The organism is Thiemannella venezuelensis (assembly GCF_014203605.1).
Taxonomy (GTDB): Bacteria; Actinomycetota; Actinomycetes; order Streptosporangiales; family Streptosporangiaceae; genus Planomonospora_A; species Planomonospora_A venezuelensis.
In genome coordinates, this window is sequence record NZ_JACHJJ010000004.1 from 164,907 (window position 1) to 184,691 (window position 19,785).

Below are 19,785 nucleotides of genomic sequence, written 5' to 3' on the forward strand. Positions count from 1 at the left end.
GGGAGGCGGCCGGCCCCGGACGGGGTCACGGCGTCCGGTCGAGCTCCGCGAGGAGGGCGGTGAGGGCCGGGCCGAGGGGGACGCCGAGGGTCAGGAGGGCGTGGGCGTCGCCGCGGGTCGGGCCCTGGTTGACGATCGCGATGGGGATGGACCTCTCGGCGGCGTGGAGGACGAACCGGTAGCCGGACATCACGGTCAGCGAGGAGCCGAGGACCAGGAGCAGCCCGGCGCGCTCGGTCAGCGCGTAGCACTCCTCGACCCGGGCCCGGGGCACGTTCTCGCCGAAGAAGATCACGTCGGGCTTGAGCACGCCCCCGCAGCCCAGGCAGTCCACGACGCGGAAGGACTCGACCCGCTCGTCGGCGAGCACGGCGTCGCCGTCGGGGTTGATCGCTCCGGCATCGGCCTGCCAGTCGGCGTTGGCCGCGCGCAGGCGTTCGTCGAGCAGCCGCCGGGGGGTGCGCTCGCCGCAGCCGAGGCAGCGGACGCGGTCGAGGCCGCCGTGCAGCTCGACCACCTCCCGGGTGCCGGAGGCCTGGTGGAGGCCGTCGACGTTCTGGGTGATGACGCCGGCGACCAGCCCGCGCTCCTGGAGGGCGGTGACCGCGTGATGGCCGGCGTTGGGCGCGGCGCGGGCGATGTGCCGCCATCCCAGGTGGCTGCGGGCCCAGTACCGCCTGCGGGCCTCGGCGCTGCCGGTGAACGCCTGGTATGTCATCGGCTCGGCCCGCCGCCTGCGGCCGCTCTCCCCGCGGTAGTCCGGGATGCCGGACTCGGTGGAGATGCCGGCCCCGCTCAGGACCACGACCTCGCCGTCCGCGACGAGATCGGCCAGCATCCGGAGCCGGGGGTCGGAGCCCGTGCCCGGGTGGTCCGGCAGCGCGCCGGAGACCGTGTCCGGGCGGCCCTGCAGTACGCCCGAGACCCTGTCCGGGTGTCCGGGCGGCGCGCCGGAGACGCCGCCGGAACCCTCGCCCACCGCCTGAGTCACCTGTCCATGGTGCCCGACGTCCACCCCTGCTCGGTCCGGATGGGGGAACGGGCACCGTGCGGATCCCTTCGCGGACCTTTTGTCCCGGCTTCCCGTGCATCAAAAACTAACCAGATGGTAGGTTTTCTGCCAGTCCTCGCGTCGACCCGTACGTCGAGGCAGACAAGGGGAGGCGGTATGGGACTCTCGTTCCCGGAAGGTTTTCTGTGGGGGGCGGCAGGCAGTGCCCACCAGACCGAGGGCAACAACGTCGCCAGCGACCTGTGGGCGATGGAGAACGGCTCCGGCGGGAGCCTGCCCGAGCGCAGCGGGGACGCCTGCGACGGCTACCACCGCTGGCGAGAGGACCTCGACATCGTGCGGGACCTGGGCCTGACCGCCTACCGCTTCAGCGTCGAGTGGGCGCGGGTGGAGCCGGTGGAGGGACGGATCTCCCGGGCGGCACTGGCGCACTACCGCCGCGTGGTCGAGGGCTGCCTGGAGCGCGGCCTGACCCCCGTGGTGACGCTGCACCACTTCACCAGCCCGCTCTGGTTCCAGCAGGCGGGCGGGTGGTCGTCCGGCGAGGCGGTCGAGCGGTTCCGCCGCTACGTGCGCGCGGTGCTGCCGATCCTGGACGGCGTCGAGTGGGTCTGCACCATCAACGAGCCCAACATGCTCGCGATGGTGGCCAGCATGATGAAGCAGGGCAAACGCGAGGAGGGCGTGGCCGGGGCCATGCCCCCGCCCGACCAGGCGGTGGCCGACGCCCTCGTGGCCGCCCACCGCGCCGCACGCGAGGAACTCGGCACGCTGGGCGTCAAGTCCGGCTGGACGGTCGCCAACCAGAACTTCGAGGCCGCCGGCGGTGCGGAGGCGGAGTGCGACGCGTGGGCGTGGCCGCGCGAGGACCGGTTCCTGGACGCCGCGGCGGGTGACGACTTCATCGGCGTGCAGGCGTACACGCGCGTGCTGATCGGGCCGGACGGCGCGCTCCCGGTGCCGGACGACGCCCGCCGGACCCTCATGGGGTGGGAGTTCTACCCGGCGGCGCTCGGCAACGCCGTACGGCACACGGCGGCGCGGCTGCCGGGGGTGCCGATCCTGGTGACCGAGAACGGCATCGCGACGGCGGACGACGCCGAGCGCGTCGAGTACACGCACGGCGCCCTGACCGGGCTGCACGACGCGATCTCCGACGGGATCGACGTGCGCGGATACCTGCACTGGTCGCTGCTGGACAACTACGAGTGGGGCTCCTGGCGGCCGACCTTCGGGCTGGTCGAGGTGGACCGCGAGACGTTCGCGCGGACGGTCAAGCCGAGCGCCCGCTGGCTGGGCGGGATCGCCCGGACCGGCGTGCTCCCGGCCGGGGCGGTCCGCGAGGAGCTGTCACCCGCCTGACCGGATCCGCTCGGCGGCCCGGTGACCGCGTCCCGCCGGGCCGCTCCGCCCGCGCCGGTCACTCCGGCGCGGGCGGGCGCGACGCGCGCCCGCCGTACCGGTGCCCTTCCGGCCCGGTACGGCGGGGCGCCACGGGGTGCGGCTCAGCGCGCCCCGCCGGAGCCGAGTCCCTCGGCAGTAGTGGCGGAGCCGAGTCCCTCGGCAGCGGCGGCGGAGCCGAGTTCCCGGGCGGTGGCGACGAGCCGGTCCACCACCTCGGGGGTCAGGCCGATGCCGAAGGTACTGAACTTGATCAGCGGGAAGCCGAGGGCCATGCCGAGCAGCGCCGGATCCACCTGGTCGAGGGCGGCCAGGGCGGGCGCGTCGCCGAGCACCTTGCGCAGCGCCGCGCCGCCGGAGGGATGGGCGAGCCACTCGCCCAGGGTGGACATCCCGCTCAGCGGGGCCGTGTAGCCGTCACCCGGGGTGGTCAGCCCGGCGCGCAGGCGGATGTCCCGCGAGGAGGCTCCGACCTCGACGGTGAAGGAGCCGGGATCGATCTTCCAGTCCTTGCGGGAGACCGACCACTGCGCGACGTCCCGCCCGGTGAGGGTGAAGCGGACCCGCCGCCCGGCGCCGGGCTCCAGGCCGACCTTGGCGAAGCCGCGCAGTTCGTGCCGGGGGCGCGACGGCCGCTCCTCCTCGAACGCCACGTAGAGCTGGACGACCTCGTGCGCGAAGCGCCCGCCGGTGTTGGTGACGGTGACCTCGACGCTCCACTCGTTGTCCCCGGTCGCGCGGGCGTCGAGGTCGGAGTACTCGAACCGCGAGTAGGTCAGGCCGTGGCCGAACGGGTAGGCGACGTCCGTGCCGAGCGTGTCGTGGTGGCGGTAGCCGACGTAGCGGCCCTCGCCGTACACGACGTGCCCGTCGGCGCCGGGGAAGTGCAGGTGGGAGGGGACGTCGGCGAGGCGGTTCGGGATCGTCTCGGTGAGCCGGCCGGACGGGCTGTGCGTGCCGAGCAGCAGGTCGGCCAGGGCGGACCCGCCCGCCTGGCCGAGCAGCCACCCCTCCAGGATCGCCGAGGCCGAGTCCTGCCACCCGGCGACCGACACCACGCCCCCGTTGGACAGGACCACGACGACCCGCGGGCAGACCTCGGCCACCCGGCGCAGCAGGGCGACCTGGACCGCGGGCAGGTCGATGGTGGTGCGGTCGTAGCCCTCCGACTCCGCGGCGTCCGGCAGGCCCAGGAAGACCAGCGCCGTGCCGGCCTCCGCCGCCGCGGCCACCGCCTCCCGCTCCAGCTCGGCGTCGGCCTCGCCGTCCAGCCGGTAGCCCGCCGCGAACGTCGGCGCGGCGTCCTGCCCGACGGCCTGCCCGATGGCGCGGCCCAGCGCGTCCCACGCGCTGTCCAGGCGGGTGGGGACCACGTGCGAGCTGCCGCCGCCCTGGTAGCGCGGGGTGCGGGCCAGTTCTCCCAGTACGGCGACGCGCGGGTGCGCCGCCAGGTCCAGGGGCAGGACGGGCCCCTCGTCCTGCACGCCGTCGTTCTTCAGCAGGACGGCCGAGGCGCGGGCCGCCTCGCGGGCGATCTCGTGGTGGGCGTCGGCGTCCCAGCCGTCGAACCGCTCCCTGCCGCCGGTCCGCCGGGCGAGCGCGAGCAGGCGCCCGGCCGCCCGGTCCAGCACCGCCTCGGGCAGCCGGCCGGAGCGCACCGCCTCGACGATCTCCCCGTCGGTCCCGGTGGGCGGCATCTCCAGGTCGAGGCCCGCCTCCAGGGCCGCCACCCGGTCGTTGACCGCGCCCCAGTCCGACGTCACCAGCCCGTCGAAGCCCCACTCGCCGCGCAGCAGGTCGGTCAGGAGCCACCGGTTCTGGCTCGCGTAGACCCCGTTGATCCTGTTGTAGGAGCACATGACGGTGTACGGCCGCGCCTCGCGCACGATGTGCTCGAAGGCCGGCAGGTAGATCTCGCGCAGGGTCTGCTCGTCGACCTCCGCGCTGACCCGCATGCGGTCGGTCTCCTGGTTGTTGACCGCGAAGTGCTTGACGCACGCGCCGACGCCGAGCGACTGGATGCCGGCGACGACGGCCGCGCCCATCACCCCGGTGAGGTGGGGGTCCTCGGAGAAGTACTCGAAGTTGCGGCCGCACAGCGGGGAGCGCTTGATGTTGACCCCGGGACCGAGCACGACGTCGACCCCGAGGGCGGAGGCCTCGCGTCCCAGGGCCGCGCCCACCCGGCGGGCCAGCTCCGGGTCCCAGGAGGAGCCGAGCGCGACGGCGGGCGGGAAGCAGGTCGCCGGGAGGCTGTTGTGGATGCCGAGGGCGTCACCCGTGCTCTCGGGCTGGCGGCGCATCCCGTGCGGGCCGTCGGAGAGCGTGAGGGCGCGCACCGTGCCCGGGACGGCCGTGGTGTTCCAGGTGCCGCTCCCTGAGGTGAGGGAGGCCTTCTCCTCCAGGCCGAGTCCGGAGACCTCCTCCGGGACGGGCCCGGCGGTCGATGCTTCACGGCCGTTCTGTGTCATGCGGTGCCTCGTGTTCGTGATCGTCAGGACGGGTGGGGCGGGTCCGGCTCGGCGCGCCCGGCCGGCACGTCCAGGCCCAGCTGGCGGAGGAAGGCGACGACCGACGCGCGCATGTCGACCGCCTCGGGTTCGAGCAGCCACTGGGTCTGCAGGCCGTCTATCAGCGCGATGAGCTGCTGGGCGACGGCGCCCGGGTCATGGCCCGGCGGGGGCGTGACGCGGGAGAACAGGGAGGAGAGCAGCCAGGCCGCCTGCCCGCGCAGCCGCCGGTAGCGCTGGACGAAGTAGTCGTGCGCGGGATGCTCCGGGTCGGCCGCCTCGCCTGAGATCTTCACGTAGAGACCGACCAGGCCCGGGGTGCGCATGTTCCGCGCCACCTGGTCGATGACCCGTTCGAGGAGCTCCTCGGGGCCGGCCTCGTGGTCGGGCCCGCTCATCACCCTCGCGTCGACCTCGTCGCGGCGGCTGAGCACCTGGATGAGCAGGTCGTCCTTGCCGGGGAAGTGGTGCAGCAGCCCGGCGTGGGTCAGGCCCGCGTGCGCGGCGATGTCGCGCAGGGAGACGGCGTGGAAGCCGGAGCGGGAGAACAGCTCCGTGGCGGAGTCGAGGATGCGCGAGCGGGTGCGCTCGCCCTTGCGCCCTCGGCGGGGGATCGCTTCGGTCACCGACCGGCCTTTCTGCGGTCTGGGCATGTGGGGTCTCGGGCACGTGGGGTGCGAGTACGTGCCGCGGTATCGCGAGACTAGCCCGGCCCTCGGCGGCTCACATTAAACCTACCACGTGGTTAGTTTTGGGGGTATGCTCGCCGCACATTCGGCCGAGACAGTCGTCCCCGCCTTGAGACGGAGTGAGCTCCATGAAGAAATCCGCCAGGGTCGCCATCGCCGCGCTTGCCCTTCTGGCTGCGCCGACGGTGCTCGCAGGCTGTTCGGACTCCGGCGGCGGCGCCGCGCCGGACAGCGGGCCCAAGGCCCTGAGCATCGCGACGATGACGCTCCCGCAGAGCCTCGACCCGAAGGACGCCAGCGGCAGCGCGCTCCCGTTCTTCCAGGCCGTCTACGACACCCTGGTCAAGCGCGAGCCGGACGGCTCCTACAGCCCGATGCTCGCCACCGAGTGGAAGTACAACGAGGACCTCACCGAACTGGCGCTCACGCTGCGCAGCGGCGTGAAGTTCGACGACGGCACCCCGTTCGACGCCGAGGCCGTCAAGGCGAACATGGAGCGCTTCCGCAAGGGCGGCGGCGCGCAGGCCAAGACGCTCAACGACGTCAAGACGATCAAGGTGGTCGACGCCGCCCACGTGACCCTGGAGCTGGCGCAGCCCAACCCCGCGATGCTGTTCTACCTGAGCGACGCGGCCGGCCTCATGGCCAACCCCGCCGACTTCGCCAAGGGCGACGCGCTCAAGACCAAGCCCAGCGGGACCGGCCCCTACGACCTGGACCAGAACCTGACCTTCATCGGGACCCGGTGGACGTTCACCCGGGCACCCGGGTACTGGGGCGCCAGGCTCCCCTACGACACGGTCACGATCAACTACTTCGACAACGAGACGGCCATCGTCAACGGCCTCAAGACCGGGCAGGTCAACGCCGCCCTGATCCAGGACGCCGACCAGCAGATCAGCGCCGAGAGCGACCCGAAGGTCAAGAGCACCAAGCAGGAGTTCGACTTCCAGGGCCTGGTCCTGTTCGACCGGGGCGGCATGGTCACCCCTGAGCTGCGCGACCCCCGGGTGCGCCAGGCGCTGAACTACGCGATCGACCGCAAGACGATGCTGGAGAAGATCCGCCAGAACCGCGGCGAGATCACCAACCAGGTCTTCGGCCCGAGCACCGCGGCCTACAAGCCCGAGCTCGACGGCCACTACTCCCACGACCCGGCCAAGGCGCGCGAGCTGCTCAAGGAGGCCGGCCTCGGCGGCGGTTTCACCCTCAAGCTGCCGCGCATCGCGGCGATCGTCTCCGACGCTCTCGCCGCCTCGCTCCAGGCCGACCTGGGCGCCGTCGGCATCAAGCTGAGCTGGGAGGACGTCGACGCCGGCTCCGCCATCAAGCGCATCTTCACCGACCGTGCCTTCTCCGGCCTGGTCATGAACATCGGCCAGTCCTCGACCGACTGGGTCGTGGTCGGCGAGCTGGTCCTGCCCGGCGCGTTCAACATGTTCGGCTACACCGACGACACGGTGAAGGAACTGCTGCCCAAGATCCAGGGCAGGGACGCCCAGGCCGCCAAGGCGGAGCTGCAGGCGCTCAACGAGCACCTCGTCAAGGACGGCTGGTTCGTGCCCTTCTACCGGATGACGTTCCTGCACGTCTCGGACGGCACCGTGACGATCACTCCGCAGGACGGCATGGCCGTGCCGTCCATCTACAACTACGCGCCCGCCAAGTAGTCCCGCAGGCCGGGGCGGCCCACCCCGCCCCGGCCCGACAACGGATGTCGAGTTCCCATGCTGAGCTTCATCGCGCGCAGGACCGCGGCGGGGGCGGTGCTCCTCTTCGTGATCTCCTTCCTCTCCTACACGCTCCTGTCGATCCCCGACACGGACGTGGGCCGGCAGCTCCTCGGGCAGGGCGCGAGCCAGGACCTCGTCGACGCCAGGAACGCCGCCCTCGGCCTGGACCGCCCCACCGCCGTGCAGTACGCGGACTGGCTGGCGCACGCCGTCCGGGGCGACTTCGGAACCTCCTGGTTCAGCGGTGAGAACGTGATGCGGGCGATCGCCAACCGGCTGCCCGTCACGATCAGCCTGATGGTCGGCGTCACCCTCGTCACGGCCGTGCTCGCGTTCGGGCTCGGCGTGTGGGCGGGCGTGCGCCGCGGCGCGGTCGACCGGTTCGTCCAGGTGTTCGCCGTCGTGGGCTACGCCCTGCCCGCCTTCCTGGTCACGCTGGTCATCGTCCTGGTCTTCGCCGTGCACCTGCGCTGGTTCCCGGCCATCGGCTACGTGGGCCTCACCGAGTCCTTCACCGGCTGGCTCTCCACGGTGACGCTGCCCGTCGTCTCCCTGGCGGTCGTCTCCGTCGCCGGCGTCGCGCAGCAGGTCCGCGGGTCGGTGATCGACGTCATGCGCCAGGACTACGTGCGGACCCTGCGCGCGCGGGGGCTGCCGCCGTGGCGGATCATCCTCCGGCACGTCGTCAGGAACGCCTCGGCGCCCGCGCTCGCGGTGCTCGGCATGCAGTTCGTCGGCATGCTGGGCGGGGCCGTGCTGGTGGAGCAGATCTTCGGGCTGCCCGGCATCGGGAGCATGACCGTCAACTACACCACCCGCGGCGACATCCCCGTCATCATGGCGCTGGTCATGGTCTCCGTGACCGTCGTGATCGTGATCAACCTCGTCGTCGACATCCTGATCGGATGGCTGAACCCGAAAGCGAGGATCGCATGAGCGAGAGCACGCCGGCCGCGCTCCCGTCCGCGCCCGGGCCCGTGCGGCGGGCCGGTGCCGCCCGGCTGCTGCTGGCGCACCCGCTGGGGCTGGTCTCCGCGATCGTGCTGGCCGCCGTCGTCGCAGGCGTGCTGCTCGCGCCCGTGCTCAGCCCGCAGGATCCGGACGTCTCCAACCTGCGCGACGCGTTCGGCGGCCCGGCCGCCGGCCACCCGCTCGGCTTCGACTCGGCCGGCCGGGACATCCTGACCCGCCTGCTGCACGGCGGGCGGAACACGCTGGGCGGCGCGGTGATCGCGCTGGCGGTCGCGCTGGCCCTGGGCGTGCCGAGCGGCCTGCTGGCCGGCTACCGCGGCGGCCGGTTCGACTCCGCGGCCGGCTGGGTCGTCAACCTGGTCATGGCACTGCCCGCCATGGTCGTGCTGCTGGCCTCGCGCGCCATCCTCGGCCCCACCGTCTGGGTCCTCATGGTGGTCCTCGGATTCCTCGTCGCGCCCGTCTTCTTCCGGCTGGTCCGCGGCATCGTCGCGAACGTCCGCAACGAGCTCTACGTCGACGCCGCGAAGGTGTCCGGGCTGCGCGACCGGCGGATCGTGGCGCGCCACGTTCTCATCGTGGTGCGCGCCCCCATCATCATCCAGGTGGCGCTCGTCTCGGGCATCGCCGTCGGCCTCCAGGCGGGTCTGGAGTTCCTCGGCATCGGCAGCGGGGACACGCCGACGTGGGGCGCGATGCTCAACGAGGCGTTCAAGAACATCCAGCGGGCACCGCTGCTGATGCTCTGGCCCGGCCTCGCTCTGGGCCTGACCAACGGTGCGCTGGTGCTGCTCGCCGCCGCCCTGCGCGACGTGCTGGAGGACCGGGGCGCGGCGCCCGCCGTACGGCGCCGCCGCGCCCCGGCCCCGGAGGCCCCGCGGGGGACGGACGGGACTCCGGCGGGTGCGGGCGGGCGCGCCCGGCTGCTGTCCGTGCGCGACCTGGCCGTCTCCTACGCCCTGCCCGGCGGCGGCGAGCGGGAGGTGGTCCACGGCGTGGACCTCGACGTGCGGGCGGGGGAGATCGTCGGACTGGTCGGTGAGTCCGGGTCGGGCAAGACCCAGACGGCCTTCTCGATCCTCGGCATCCTCCCCGAGGGCGGGCGCGTCAGCCGCGGGAGCATCACCGTGGAGGGGCAGGAGATCGTCGGCATGCCCGAGCGCAGGCACCGCGCCCTCCGCGGGGACGTGGTCGCCTACGTCCCCCAGGAGCCGATGAGCAACCTCGACCCGGCGTTCACGGTCGGCAGCCAGCTCGTCGAGCCCATGCGCTGCAAGCTCGGGATCTCCAGGGCGGAGGCCACCCGGCGCGCGCTCGACCTGCTGAGCCTGGTCGAGATCGCGGATCCGCGGCGGACCTTCGGCTCCTACCCCCACGAGATCTCCGGCGGCATGGCGCAGCGCGTCCTGATCGCGGGCGCCATGTCGTGCGACCCCAGGCTCCTCATCGCCGACGAGCCCACCACGGCACTCGACGTCATGGTCCAGGCGGAGGTGCTCGGCCTGCTCCGCAGGCTGCAGCGGGAACGCGGGCTCGGCGTCCTGCTCGTCACCCACAACCTCGGTGTGGTCGCCGACCTGTGCGACCGCGTGGCCGTGATGAAACAGGGGCGCATCGTCGAGACCGGGACGGCGGAGCAGGTCCTGCACGCCCCCGGCGATCCCTACACCCAGAGGCTGCTCGGCGCCGTGCTGGACGACGTCCCGGCGCGCGGGCCCTGGCGGCCGTCGAACGCGGAGGTCTCGTGATGTCCGGAAGCACACCCGGCGGTGCGACCGCCGGCCCCCTCCTGGCGGTCGAGGACCTGCGGGTCTCCTTCCCCGGCAAGGGGTGGCGCGCCCCGCGCGTCGAGGTCCTGAAGGGGGTGTCGCTGGACATCCGTCCCGGCGAGACCCTGGGGCTGGTGGGGGAGTCGGGGTCGGGCAAGACCACGATCGGCCGCGCGATCCTGGGCCTCGTCCCGGTCGGCTCCGGGGCGATCACGTTCGCCGGGGAGCGCATCGACCGTGCCGCGGCCCGGCGCCGGCGCGAGCTGAGCCGCGACATCCAGGTCATCTTCCAGGACCCGTACACCTCGCTGAACCCCTCGCTGACCGTGGGGGACACGCTCTCGGAGCCGCTGCTCGCGCAGGGGTACGCCGCCCGGGAGGCCCGCGAGAGGGTCGGCCGGCTCCTCGACCGGGTGGAACTGCCCGCGGACGCCGCCCACCGGCTGCCCCGCGAGTTCTCCGGCGGGCAGCGCCAGCGGGTGGCGATCGCCCGCGCCCTGGCGATCGGCCCCAGGCTGATCGTGTGCGACGAGCCGGTCTCGGCCCTCGACCTGACCACCCAGAAGACGGTGCTCGACCTGCTGGTGGAGATCCAGGAGCGGACGGGGGTCTCCTACCTGTTCGTCTCCCACGACCTGTCGGTGGTCCGGTTCATGAGCCACCGGGTGGCGGTCATCCACCGCGGCGAGATCGTGGAGACGGGCGAGGCGGCCGAGGTGACGGCCGAGCCGCGGCACCCCTACACCCGGGGGCTGCTGCTGGCGGCCCCGGTCGCCGACGTCGCCGCGCAGCGGGCGCGGCGGCAGGCGTTCGAGCGCGAGTACGGCGCCGCCACCTGACCCTCAGGGGCGCCCGGCCCCCGCGGCGCCGAAGACGTCCGCCGAGCGGTAGTAGCCTTCCCAGCCGAGGCGCTCCCACCACCGCGCGTGCGCGGACACCCGGCTCCGGTAGTCCGTCCAGCCGGTGGCCTGCGGGGTCCACGCCTTCTCGGAGATCCCCGGCAGCCGGGGGAGCAGGAGGAAGGCGAGGTCGTCGAAGCCCGTGACGGTCTCGCACCAGATCGCGGCCTCCACCCCGGCGAGCCGGGCGCCCGGGGGGATCTCGGCCAGGGTCTCCGGCCGCCAGCCGAACAGCTCGCGGCTGGTGCGCGGCTCGTAGTCGGCGAAGCCGACCTGCGCGCGCCGGGCCGTCTGCTCGGCCAGCAGCGAGTCCTCGGCGTACCGGCGGTCGAGGTACAGCACGCTGCTCGGCGTGGCGAGCACCGGGGCGCCCGCGGCGACGGCCGCCGGCACGTCCTGCGCGGCTCCCTCGAACGAGCGCGCCACGAGGTCGATGAGCGGGTGGTACTCGGCGGGGGCGAGCTCACGGGCGGCCTCGGCGTCGAAGGCGTGATCGGAGCCGATCCAGCACTGCGCCAGGTCCGCGGGCGTGAGCGCGCCGGAGCGGGCCGCCTCCTGCCAGGCCACGGCGCGCTTGCCGGTGGCCCGCACGAGCTCCAGCGCCCGCGCCGTGAACGCGGCGTACAGCTCGGGCGGCATGCCGACGGCCTCGTCGCCGCCGATGTGCAGGAACGGTCCCGGGGTGAGTTCGGCCAGCTCGCGCAGCACGTCCGCCACGAAGCCGGGCGTCGCCGGGGCGCGCGGGTCGAGGAAGGGCAGGAGCGGGTGCGGCGGCTCGTCGGCGCCGGCCAGCTCCGGGCGGGCGCGGACGGCTGCGAGCGCGTGGCCGGGCATGTCGATCTCGGGGACGACGGTGACGAAGCGCGCCGCCGCGTACGCGACGATCTCGCGGTAGTCGTCGCGGCCGTAGAACTGCGGGCCGTCGCCGTTGCGGGAGCCGTCGCCGCCGGGCCAGTTCGCGGGATCGGTGAGCTCGGGCCTGCCGGCGATCTCCAGGCGCCAGGCCTGGCTGTCGGTGAGGTGCAGGTGCAGCACGTTGAACCGGTACAGGGCGAGCAGGTCGACGACCTTCTTGACCTGCTCGACGGAGAAGAACCGCCGCACCACGTCGAGGGAGAGGCCGCGCCAGCGCAGGGCGGGCCCGTCCAGGACGCGCACTCCGGGAGCGGTGAGGCCGCCTGCGGAGCCGTCCCGGGCGAGCAGCTGGCAGAAGGCGACCGCGCCGCGGAACAGGCCCTCCGCCGAGGACGCCGTCACCGTGGCCCCGTCCGCGGTCACCACGAGCTCGTGGCACTCGCGGGATCCGGCGGACCCGGTCTCCCGGTCCAGCGGGTCGACGCCCCGCGCCGGGGCGAGCTCCGCGGCGCCCGGGACCTCGGGGGCGAGCACGAGGCGGAGCTCGGCCTCGCCCCCGGCCTGGACGGACGGGTCCACGCCGTGCATGCGGCCGAGGAGTCCGGCGACGACCTCGCCGAGGCCGAACAGCTCGGTGGAGGGCACCGCGACGCGCGGTCGCGCGCCCAGCCGCAGGGTGCCCTCTCCCGCCGGAGCGAGCCGCTGGGGCAGGGGGACGAGCGGAACGGGCGGGACGGATTCGGACATGGCACTCCCGGCGCGACAACATGCCCGTGCCGTACGGACACCCGATTTTTCTACCACATGGTAAGTAATTCGTCTCGCCGGGCGCGGGAGGGGAAGGCGGCGGCTCTTGCCGGAGGCATTACCGAATGACATTCTGATATCGCCGGGGGGCGGACGCCGTCGGGCGGCCGCCGTCCCGCCGCCCGCCCGCCGCCGACGCCCCCGGAGCGCGCATGACCGTCGCCGACCGCCCCGCCAGGCCCGAGGGCACCGCCGTCGACAAGGAGGCGCTGCGCCGGAAGTACCGCCAGGAGCGCGACAAGCGGCTCCGCCCCGACGGCAACGACCAGTACCTCCGGCTGACCGGCAGGTTCGCGCACTACCTCGACGACCCCTACACGCCGAAGGTCCCGCGTGAGCCGAGGACCGACCACGTGACCGTCGCGTTCATCGGCGGCGGCTTCGCCGGGCTCGTCACCGGCGCGCGGCTGAAGGAGGCCGGCGTCGGTGATGTCCGCATCGTCGAGAAGGGCGGCGACTTCGGCGGCACCTGGTACTGGAACCGCTACCCGGGCGCGCAGTGCGACACGGCGTCGTTCGTCTACATGCCGCTCCTGGAGGAGACCGGCCACATGCCGACGGAGAAGTACGCGCACGGGCCCGAGATCCTCGAACACTGCCGGCGCATCGGCAAGCACTACGACCTGTACGGCGACGCGCTCTTCCACACCGAGGTCGAGGACCTCGAATGGGACGCGGCGCGGTCGTGCTGGATCGTCCGCACCGACCGGGGCGACGCGTTCACCGCCCGGTTCGTCGCCATGGGCACCGGCCCGCTGCACGTGCCGAAGCTGCCGGGGATCCCCGGGATCGAGTCGTTCACCGGGCACTCGTTCCACACGAGCCGGTGGGACTACGGCTACACCGGCGGCGACCCGTCGGGCGCGCCGATGGACCGGCTCGCCGACCGGCGGGTCGCCGTCATCGGGACCGGGGCGACGGCCGTGCAGTGCGTGCCCCACCTGGCCCGGGCGTGCGGGGAGCTGTACGTGTTCCAGCGCACGCCGTCCTCGGTCGACGTCCGCGGCAACCGGCCGACCGATCCCGAGTGGTTCGCCCGGATCGCGACGCCGGGCTGGCAGCGGCGCTGGCTGGAGAACTTCACGGCCAACCAGACGGGCGGCCTGGCCGGAGAGGACCTGGTGATGGACGGCTGGACCGACATCGCCCGGCGGGTGCGCTCCAGGATCACGGCGCTCCCGCCCGGGGACCTCACCCCGGAGAAGATGATGGAGGCCTTCGAGGACTCCGACTTCGAGAAGATGGAGGAGATCCGCGCGCGCGTCGACGCGATCGTCGAGGACCCCGCGACCGCCGGGAAGCTGAAGGCCTGGTACCGCCAGCTCTGCAAGCGGCCGTGCTTCCACGACGAGTACCTGCAGGCCTACAACCTCCCCGGCACGCATCTCGTCGACACCGACGGCAGGGGCGTGGAGCGGATCACCGAGCGAGGGGTCGTCGCCGCGGGCGAGGAGTACGAGGTCGACTGCATCGTCTACGCCTCCGGCTTCGAGGTCGGCACCGAGTACACGCGGCGGGCCGGCTACGACATGACCGGCCGCGACGGCGTCAGGCTCTCCGAGTACTGGGCCGAGGGCATGCGGACCCTGCACGGCATCCACGTGCACAACTTCCCGAACGCCTTCGTCGTGCAGCCGACGCAGGGCGCGAACCTCATCTCCAACGTCCCGCACAACCTCACGGAGTCGGGCCGGACCATCGCCGCGGTCATCGGGCACGCCATCGCGGGCGGGTTCGACGAGGTCGAGGTCACCGGGGAGGCCGAGGACGCGTGGGTCGGGCTCCTGCTCTCGGGGCCGGGCATGCTGCTGGGGTCGCCGGACTGCACGCCGGGCTACTACAACAACGAGGGACGGGACCCCGGGCCGCGGGCGCGGCTCAACGTCGGCTACCCGCAGGGGGCGGCGGCCTACTTCGCCTACCTCGACCGGTGGCGGACGTCCGGAGCGTTCGAGGGACTGGAGTTCCGCTGACGCGTGTCCGGCGGTACGGCCGCCGTCCGCCCTGCCGGGCCGTGCTGGGAGAATGGCGGGAGGGCGGCGGAGGAACCGGAGGCAGGATCATGAGCGATCTTCCCGGCGACCGGACCGCGCGCCCGCGGAGGGCCGGGAGCGGGGACGTGCCGCACGGGGGGCCGGGTCCGGACGCGGGCCGTGACCTCGCCGCGCTGACGCGGGAGAAGCAACTGGCCGTCGTCGGTCTGATCAGCGCGTACATCCACTCTCCGGACATGGGCGAGGACCTGGTCGCCGACCTGGTCGCCGAGTTCCTGCCCACCGTGGACGACCGGTCGGACAGCGGGGCCGCCGCGGTGCAGAACGCGTACATGAACGTGATCGCGCACCTGCTGGGGGAACTGGCGCACGAGCGCGGCGAGCCGGCCGAGCGGGTCTGGCAGCGTGCCGCGGTGGAGCTGATGATGGGGCGCGCCCGCTGAGCGGCCCCGCGGGGGTCTGCGCCGCCCGCGGACGGCGATCCGCGTTCGCCGGATATGCGCCGTTGCGGCCCGCCCGGAAAGGGTAGTGCTCCTGATGGGCTATCCGGGGGAACGGTGTGAGCGTATGGCGGACATTCTGGTTGTCGAGGACGAGGCCGACATCAGAGAGCTGATCGTCTTCCAGCTGGGCCATGACGGCCATGAGGTGCGTGCCGTCGCCGACGGGACGGCCGCGCTGGACGCCGTCGCGTCGCGGCTCCCGGATGTGATCGTGCTGGACTGGGGGCTGCCGAAGCTCCCCGGGCCGCAGGTGTGCCGCCGGGTGCGGGCCATGCCCGGGGCCGGGAGGATCGGGGTCCTGATGCTGACCGTGCGGATCACGGACGCCGAGGTGGCCGAGTGCCTGGCCGCGGGAGCGGACGAGTTCATGGCCAAACCCTTCGACCTCAACGAACTGCGGGCGAGGATCGATGCCCTACTGGCGCGGTCCCGCGGCGGGTCCTGAAGGATCCGGCGCCGGAGCGTCCGCGGCGGGCAGCGTGAAGTGGAACCGCGATCCCCCTCCGGGGTTGTCCTCGACCCCGATCGTGCCGCCGTGCCGCTCGACGATGCGCTTGCAGATGGCCAGGCCCAGCCCGCTTCCGCTGTAGGGGCCGCCCTCGTGGGCCCGGTGGAAGCTCTCGAAGATCGCCTCGTGCTGCCCCTGGGGGATGCCGATGCCCCGGTCGGCGATCTCGACCCGGATCCACCCCGGCCGCTCGGCCGCGGAGGTGACGGTGATGTCCGGCCGTTCCCCCGGGGCGGTGTACTTCACCGCGTTGCCGACCAGGTTGTCCAGTAACTGGCGGAGCAGCGCCCGGTCGGCCCGTACCGCGTCCAGTCCGCCGATGCGGAACACTGGTGTCCGCTCGTCGTCCGCTCCCGCGGGGAGGTCGCCGCGGGCCGCGGCGACCTCCCGCACGATCTGCCCGAGATCGACCGGGACGGGGGTGAGGAGCGCGTCCCGCGCGGTGGCGTGCGCCAGCAGGTCCTGGATCAGCTCCCGCATCCGGGCCGAGGCCCGCTGGATGCGTTCGATGCCGTCGCGTGTGCCGCCCGGGCCGTCCTGGTCGCCGGTCCGCCCGGAGGCCAGGACCTGCGCCCAGCCGTCGATGGTGGTCAGCGGGTTGAGCAGGTCGTGGGCGACGACGCCGGCGAAGGCCGTCAGCTCGTCGCGCTGGCGCCGTTCCGCGGTGACGTCGTGGAAGACCACGACCGCCGTCCGGTCGCCGGTGGGCAGCGGGGTGGCGCTGACGTTGAGTACGCGGTTCTCGACCGGACCGGGAGTGCGCACCAGCACGTCCATGTCGCGGACCTCGCGCCCGGCCAGGGCCAGCATGTACGGCATCTGCTCCCGGCTGATGGGCGTGCCGTCGAGGTGGCACAGGTCGTAGGCCCCTGCGGTGGCCGGGCCGGTGCCGCCGAGCAGCCGCCGGGCGGCCGGGTTGCGCATGACGAAGCGCCCGTCGGCGTCGACGACCGTCAGGGCGTCGTGCATCGAGTCGACGATCGCCGACAACATCCCGGCCTGCTCGGAGGTCTCCCGCTGGGCCGCGGTCAGCTGCCCCACCAGGGACTCCCGCTCGTCCCGGCCGAGCGCCAGCGCCAGGCCGACCACGGCGACCATACCGACGAAGACCTGGGCCACGAGCACCCGGGCGGAGGGCGAGGCGACCGAGGCGAACGGGCCGTGGCCGTACAGGGTGAAGGCGATGGCGGCGGTGCCGAGGACCAGGATGTGCAGGGCCGCGAAGGTGGTGCCGAACCGGACGGCGGCCCAGACGGTCACGGTGATCAGGAGGAACGCCAGGGGCAGGTCGTGGCTGATCCGGAACGTCACGGTGTACGCCGCGGCCGAGACCGCCAGCAGGGTCAGGAACTCGGCGACCCGCCGGCCGGGGACGCGGCCCAGCGCCTCCCGCGCCGCCTGCCGGGCGGAGGGCGGCCGCGCCCGGGCGGGGAACCGGGAACCGAGCAGCCGTCCCAGCCGCAGGCCCAGCGCGGTGATCACCACGATGCTCACGATGTTGCGCGCCGTCCAGACCGTGGTGGTCAGGACCGACCAGTGCTCGGCGGACGACCCCAGCGCGGCGGAGGCGATGAGCCCGCTGAGCGTCGCTCCGCAGAGCGCGCCCGCCAGTAGCCCCCACAGGTGCCGGACCCTGCTGAAATCCCCCCATCTCCGACCGTTCCACACGTCGGGACACAACCGGGCGAATATCCACAGGAACACCATGACCTGTGCCAGGTTCGCCGCGGTGAAGGAGACGCTGAGCCGCAGGGGAACGCCGGTCGCCAGGTTGACCACGAGTGAGATCGCGGTCAGCGCCGACGCGTCCAGCCACCGGGACCGCTCGTGCCGCTGGGCCAGCAGCCACACCGCCCCCGCCCCGGCCGCCGGCCACACCAGGCCCAGGACCGTCCCGCCCACCTGGCCCGTCCGCCCGAGGAGCATCGCGGCAGCGTACAGCGCGGCGAACGCCGCCGTACGGCGGAGCGCCGCCCCGCCGGGCCTCACCGGGCCGTCCGGCACGCCGGATCCGCGGCCGGGCGCAGCCGTGCGGACGGCGGGGTCTTCAGCGGCGTCACGGACGTCTCACCCTCCCGGAGATGCGCAGGCCGGCGGTGGCGTCCGATGCCCGCCCAGGTGGGAACCCGGTGCTCCCGAAGCCGCGGCCAGAGGCAAGGTAACCGAGAGTGACCGGTCGCCCAAGGACGACACGTCCCGGCGGCGCGCCGATCTCGCGGGGCGCGGGAGCGGGGTGCGGGAGCGGGGCGCCCGGTTCAGCCGAGGATCTCGGGGACGCCGGGGGTGAGCCAGTGGAGGCGGCCGGCGAGTCCCGCGGCGGTGAAGGACGCGGTGACCTGGTCGCGGTCCTCGGTGAAGTGCTCCCAGGACGTGTAGTGGATCGGGCAGACCCTGCGGGCTCCCAGCGAGCGGGTGAGCGCCGCTCCCTGCGCCCCGTCCATGCAGATCAGCTCGCCGCCCCCGAAGTTCCGGATGCGCGGGGCCCCCAGGTGCAGCAGCGCGGTGCCGATCGTGAACCGGCGGCCGATCTCGTCGAGCTCGTCGAAGTAGACGGTGTCGCCGGAGATGTAGAGGGCCTCGTCCTGTCCCGGCTCCTCGACGACGAAGCCGGTGACGTCGCCGAAGGGGCCGTGCACGCCGGGGGTGCCGGTGACCCGCAGGGTCCGGCCGCCGACGGTCAGCTCGCGGGTCGTCCACGGCTCCAGGCCGACGGCCTCGCCGCCGAGGCGCCCGGCGCCGCTGACGGTGGTCAGCACCGGGCGCCCGTCGAGCAGCGTGCGGCCGATGGTGTCCAGGTTGTCGTAGTGCTCGTCATGGCTCAGCAGGACGGCGTCCACCGGCGGCAGGTCGCCGGCCTGGACCGCCGGGCCCTCGGTGCTGCGCAGGACGACGGGGCCGTAGTCGTACTCGGCCGGAGCGGGGTCGAAGACCGGGTCGGTGAGCAGGCGCAGCCCGCCGATCTCCAGCAGGACGGTCGCGGTGCCGATATGGGTGGCAGTGATCTTCATGTCGTTCTCTTTCCGGTGGAGTGCGCGCCCTGCCGGGGCGCGCGGGGCCGGCCGGTGCCGCGGGTGCGGCCTCGGCTGCGGGAGGGGTGAAGGGGGGAGCGGCCTGCCGGGGATCAGGCGGGAGCGGTGGTGCGGAACCTGCGCCGGTACTCGCCGGGCGTGGTGCCCAGCCGGTCGCGGAAGACCCGGTGCAGGGTCTCCACCGAACGGAACCCGCACGCCCTGGCGATGTCGGCGGGCAGGCGGCCGGTGCGCTCCAGCAATCTGCGGGCGGCCTCCAGCCGCATGCTCTCGACGAACGCGCCCGGCGTGCTGCCGGTCTCGGTGTGGAAGACGCGGGCGAAGTTCCGCTCGCTCATCGCCATCCGCGCCGCCAGCGCGGGCACCGACAGGTCGGCGTCCAGGTTCTCGCCGATCCACAACCGCAGGCCGCGGATGTCCGTGCGGCCGCCGGGACGCTGCGCCAGCGGCACGCTGAACTGGCTCTGGCCGCCCGGCCGCTGCAGGTACATGACCATGGCGCGGGCGACGTCGAGCGCGATCTCGTCGCCGTGGTCCTCGGCGACCAGCGCCAGGGCGAGATCCATCGAGGAGGTGATGCCGGCGCTGGTCCACATCCGTCCCGAGCGGACGAAGATGGGGTCGGACTCGACCTCGATCCCGGGGTGGTCGGCGGCGAGCCGTCCGACGGTCGCCCAGTGCGTGGTGGCGCGGTGGCCGTCCAGCAGCCCGGCGGCCGCGGTGATGTGCGCGCCGGCGCACACCGAGGCGACCCGGCCCGCGCCGGGCCCCGCCTCGCGCAGCCACGCCACCACGCCCGCGTCGACCTGCGGGACCGGCCCGCCCGGGCCGATCAGCATCCGGCCCGGCACCAGCAGCGTGTCGATCCCCCGGCGCTGCTCGGCGAACACCTCCTCCACGCACAGCCGCACCCCCGAGAAGGTCGGCACCGGGCCGCGCCGCTCCCCGGCCAGGCGCACCTCGTAACCGGGGCGCCGTCCGCCGAGGAACTGACCGGCCATCGCGAAGACCTCGGCCGGACCGGTCACGTCCAGCGTGTCGACGCCCGGGAACATCGCGATCACGACCACGTGGGGGACGGCGGGGGAGGTGCTCATGCCCTCA

At 73.5% G+C, this 19,785-nt stretch carries 15 protein-coding genes; 8 read left to right on the forward strand and 7 right to left on the reverse strand.

Going from position 1 to position 19,785, the window contains the following annotated elements; all coding sequences use genetic code 11:
* Nucleotides 1-25: 25 nt before the first annotated feature.
* Nucleotides 26-838: an NAD-dependent protein deacetylase gene (locus FHS22_RS08455; protein WP_184940228.1), complete on the reverse strand. Its 813-nt coding sequence runs from the start codon at nt 836-838 to the stop codon at nt 26-28.
* Nucleotides 839-1,168: 330 nt separating this feature from the next.
* On the opposite strand from FHS22_RS08455, the gene FHS22_RS08460 reads away from it, so the two are divergent.
* The gene (locus FHS22_RS08460; protein ID WP_184939908.1) at nt 1,169-2,374 is read left to right on the forward strand and encodes a glycoside hydrolase family 1 protein; all 1,206 of its coding nucleotides are present in this window, start codon (nt 1,169-1,171) and stop codon (nt 2,372-2,374) included.
* 143 nt (nt 2,375-2,517) lie between these two features.
* On the opposite strand, the gene FHS22_RS08465 is transcribed toward FHS22_RS08460, so the two are convergent.
* Complete coding sequence (locus tag FHS22_RS08465) at nt 2,518-4,884, reverse strand: glycoside hydrolase family 3 C-terminal domain-containing protein (RefSeq protein ID WP_184939909.1); 2,367 nt, start codon at nt 4,882-4,884, stop codon at nt 2,518-2,520.
* A gap of 23 nt (nt 4,885-4,907) precedes the next feature.
* Nucleotides 4,908-5,549, reverse strand: a complete 642-nt coding sequence (locus FHS22_RS08470) for a TetR/AcrR family transcriptional regulator (RefSeq protein WP_338047659.1) — start codon at nt 5,547-5,549, stop codon at nt 4,908-4,910.
* Between the two features lie 191 nt (nt 5,550-5,740).
* Between FHS22_RS08470 and FHS22_RS08475 the strand changes: the two genes are divergently transcribed.
* The 4 genes from FHS22_RS08475 to FHS22_RS08490 are packed head-to-tail and all read left to right on the forward strand — an operon-like array spanning nt 5,741 to nt 10,925.
* Nucleotides 5,741-7,282, forward strand: a complete 1,542-nt coding sequence (locus FHS22_RS08475) for an ABC transporter substrate-binding protein (protein WP_184939912.1) — start codon at nt 5,741-5,743, stop codon at nt 7,280-7,282.
* A gap of 57 nt (nt 7,283-7,339) precedes the next feature.
* Nucleotides 7,340-8,281: an ABC transporter permease gene (locus FHS22_RS08480; RefSeq protein WP_184939914.1), complete on the forward strand. Its 942-nt coding sequence runs from the start codon at nt 7,340-7,342 to the stop codon at nt 8,279-8,281.
* Nucleotides 8,278-10,065 carry a dipeptide/oligopeptide/nickel ABC transporter permease/ATP-binding protein gene (locus tag FHS22_RS08485; protein WP_221473391.1) on the forward strand — a complete coding sequence of 596 codons (1,788 nt, stop codon included), beginning with the start codon at nt 8,278-8,280 and terminating at the stop codon, nt 10,063-10,065. Before FHS22_RS08480 ends, FHS22_RS08485 begins: the two co-directional genes overlap by 4 nt.
* The gene (locus FHS22_RS08490; protein WP_184939917.1) at nt 10,065-10,925 is read left to right on the forward strand and encodes an ATP-binding cassette domain-containing protein; all 861 of its coding nucleotides are present in this window, start codon (nt 10,065-10,067) and stop codon (nt 10,923-10,925) included. The genes FHS22_RS08485 and FHS22_RS08490 overlap by 1 nt, the downstream gene beginning before the upstream one ends.
* Nucleotides 10,926-10,928: 3 nt before the next feature.
* Here FHS22_RS08490 and FHS22_RS08495 read toward each other — a convergent pair whose 3' ends face one another.
* Entirely contained in the window at nt 10,929-12,587 is a 1,659-nt protein-coding gene (locus FHS22_RS08495) for a family 20 glycosylhydrolase (protein WP_184939918.1), read from the reverse strand.
* 212 nt (nt 12,588-12,799) lie between these two features.
* Between FHS22_RS08495 and FHS22_RS08500 the strand changes: the two genes are divergently transcribed.
* The 3 genes from FHS22_RS08500 (at nt 12,800) to FHS22_RS08510 (ending at nt 15,589) form a co-directional block, all read left to right on the forward strand.
* Complete coding sequence (locus FHS22_RS08500; protein ID WP_184939920.1) at nt 12,800-14,620, forward strand: flavin-containing monooxygenase; 1,821 nt, start codon at nt 12,800-12,802, stop codon at nt 14,618-14,620.
* An 89-nt stretch (nt 14,621-14,709) separates the two neighbouring features.
* Entirely contained in the window at nt 14,710-15,084 is a 375-nt protein-coding gene (locus FHS22_RS08505; protein ID WP_184939922.1) for a hypothetical protein, read from the forward strand.
* A gap of 124 nt (nt 15,085-15,208) precedes the next feature.
* Nucleotides 15,209-15,589, forward strand: a complete 381-nt coding sequence (locus FHS22_RS08510) for a response regulator transcription factor (protein WP_184939924.1) — start codon at nt 15,209-15,211, stop codon at nt 15,587-15,589.
* On the opposite strand, the gene FHS22_RS08515 is transcribed toward FHS22_RS08510, so the two are convergent.
* The 3 genes from FHS22_RS08515 to FHS22_RS08525 form a co-directional block, all read right to left on the reverse strand.
* Nucleotides 15,560-17,656 carry an ATP-binding protein gene (locus FHS22_RS08515; protein WP_221473392.1) on the reverse strand — a complete coding sequence of 699 codons (2,097 nt, stop codon included), beginning with the start codon at nt 17,654-17,656 and terminating at the stop codon, nt 15,560-15,562. The genes FHS22_RS08510 and FHS22_RS08515 overlap by 30 nt on opposite strands.
* Before the next feature lie 251 nt (nt 17,657-17,907).
* Entirely contained in the window at nt 17,908-18,660 is a 753-nt protein-coding gene (locus FHS22_RS08520) for an MBL fold metallo-hydrolase (protein ID WP_184939926.1), read from the reverse strand.
* 113 nt (nt 18,661-18,773) lie between these two features.
* Nucleotides 18,774-19,778, reverse strand: coding sequence for a GlxA family transcriptional regulator (locus FHS22_RS08525; RefSeq protein WP_184939928.1), 1,005 nt, complete (start codon nt 19,776-19,778; stop codon nt 18,774-18,776).
* Nucleotides 19,779-19,785 lie beyond the last annotated feature (7 nt).

Excerpts from the sequence above, each read along its gene's own strand:
- FHS22_RS08455 (WP_184940228.1), bottom strand. The coding sequence starts at position 838 with ATGCTGGCCGATCTCGTCGCGGACGGCGAGGTCGTGGTCCTGAGCGGG.
- FHS22_RS08460 (WP_184939908.1), top strand. The coding sequence starts at position 1,169 with ATGGGACTCTCGTTCCCGGAAGGTTTTCTGTGGGGGGCGGCAGGCAGT.
- FHS22_RS08465 (WP_184939909.1), bottom strand. The coding sequence starts at position 4,884 with ATGACACAGAACGGCCGTGAAGCATCGACCGCCGGGCCCGTCCCGGAG.
- FHS22_RS08475 (WP_184939912.1), top strand. The coding sequence starts at position 5,741 with ATGAAGAAATCCGCCAGGGTCGCCATCGCCGCGCTTGCCCTTCTGGCT.
- FHS22_RS08480 (WP_184939914.1), top strand. The coding sequence starts at position 7,340 with ATGCTGAGCTTCATCGCGCGCAGGACCGCGGCGGGGGCGGTGCTCCTC.
- FHS22_RS08485 (WP_221473391.1), top strand. The coding sequence starts at position 8,278 with ATGAGCGAGAGCACGCCGGCCGCGCTCCCGTCCGCGCCCGGGCCCGTG.
- FHS22_RS08490 (WP_184939917.1), top strand. The coding sequence starts at position 10,065 with ATGTCCGGAAGCACACCCGGCGGTGCGACCGCCGGCCCCCTCCTGGCG.
- FHS22_RS08495 (WP_184939918.1), bottom strand. The coding sequence starts at position 12,587 with ATGTCCGAATCCGTCCCGCCCGTTCCGCTCGTCCCCCTGCCCCAGCGG.
- FHS22_RS08500 (WP_184939920.1), top strand. The coding sequence starts at position 12,800 with ATGACCGTCGCCGACCGCCCCGCCAGGCCCGAGGGCACCGCCGTCGAC.
- FHS22_RS08505 (WP_184939922.1), top strand. The coding sequence starts at position 14,710 with ATGAGCGATCTTCCCGGCGACCGGACCGCGCGCCCGCGGAGGGCCGGG.
- FHS22_RS08510 (WP_184939924.1), top strand. The coding sequence starts at position 15,209 with ATGGCGGACATTCTGGTTGTCGAGGACGAGGCCGACATCAGAGAGCTG.
- FHS22_RS08520 (WP_184939926.1), bottom strand. The coding sequence starts at position 18,660 with ATGAAGATCACTGCCACCCATATCGGCACCGCGACCGTCCTGCTGGAG.
- FHS22_RS08525 (WP_184939928.1), bottom strand. The coding sequence starts at position 19,778 with ATGAGCACCTCCCCCGCCGTCCCCCACGTGGTCGTGATCGCGATGTTC.